A 937-nucleotide genomic window follows, 5' to 3' on the forward strand; every position below is an offset into this window, starting at 1 on the left:
GTAAGGATTATCGCAACCATGCCGCCCGTCGGCATCGTCGCATCTTCAGCGCCGAGCGGCTGCTTGGCTGTGCGGAGCTTGAACCGATCTCCAATTTCACCTTCGAAACCGCTCACACTGCCGGCAGAGGCGAAGAAGAAGCCGAGCTTGCCAGAGGTGAAGAGCTGCCGGGCGGCATGGGAGTCGATCGCCGGCTGAGCGCCGTCGGTGTGGAACCGCTTGAACAGCTTGACGGCAGCCTGGCCTGCAGGACCGTCAAAGGCGATGTCGCTCTCCTTGTCGTTCATCATCTGGCCGCCGAAGTTGCGTACCAGGTTCTGCGTGGCCCAGTCGTCCGAGCCGAGCTGGTAATACATGCCGGACGTTCCATTGCCGAGCGCACCGACCTTGCCGGCCAGTGCGACGAAGCTGTCCCAATCGGTCGGAACCTTGTCGGGGTCGCCGCCCGCCTGCTTCACGAGATCGGCATTGTAATAAACGACCGGCGTCGACATGGCGAAGGGAAGTCCGTACAGATGGCCCTCGATTCTTGCCAGAGACAGGATTTGTTCCGTGTAGCCCTTATCGGCCAGGTGATCGGCGGCAACGAGATCGTCGATGGGCTTTACGAGCCCGCGCGTGACGAGCGGACGGAGCACGTTAAAGCCGACATAGTGAACGTCCGGCAACTCGCCTGCCATGCTCTGACGAATCAACGTCTGGACAGCTTCGTCATAACTCGGCGCAGCAGCGCGGAAGCTGATCTTGATTTCCGGGTGGTCCGCCATGAAGCGGTCTGCAATCGGCTTGTGGATCACTTCGTGTTCGGGCCAGGCGTAATAGACATTGAGTTTCGTCTCGGCTTGCGCTGGCATGGCTGCCGCTGCGACACCGGCAGCAAGGATCATTGCAACTGTTTTCACATTGCTCTCCTGAGTTTTGAGATGGGGGTTTTTAG

1 protein-coding gene is annotated in these 937 nt (G+C 59.7%); it reads right to left on the minus strand.

Annotation, left to right across the window (positions count from 1 at the left end):
- A partial coding sequence (locus EN780_RS35335) for an extracellular solute-binding protein (RefSeq protein WP_128276545.1) occupies positions 1-902 on the minus strand: 902 nt, incomplete at its 3' end.
- Positions 903-937 lie beyond the last annotated feature (35 nt).

The sequence above is a fragment of the Mesorhizobium sp. M4B.F.Ca.ET.089.01.1.1 genome, assembly GCF_004022605.1.
In the GTDB taxonomy this organism is placed as follows: domain Bacteria; phylum Pseudomonadota; class Alphaproteobacteria; order Rhizobiales; family Rhizobiaceae; genus Mesorhizobium; species Mesorhizobium abyssinicae.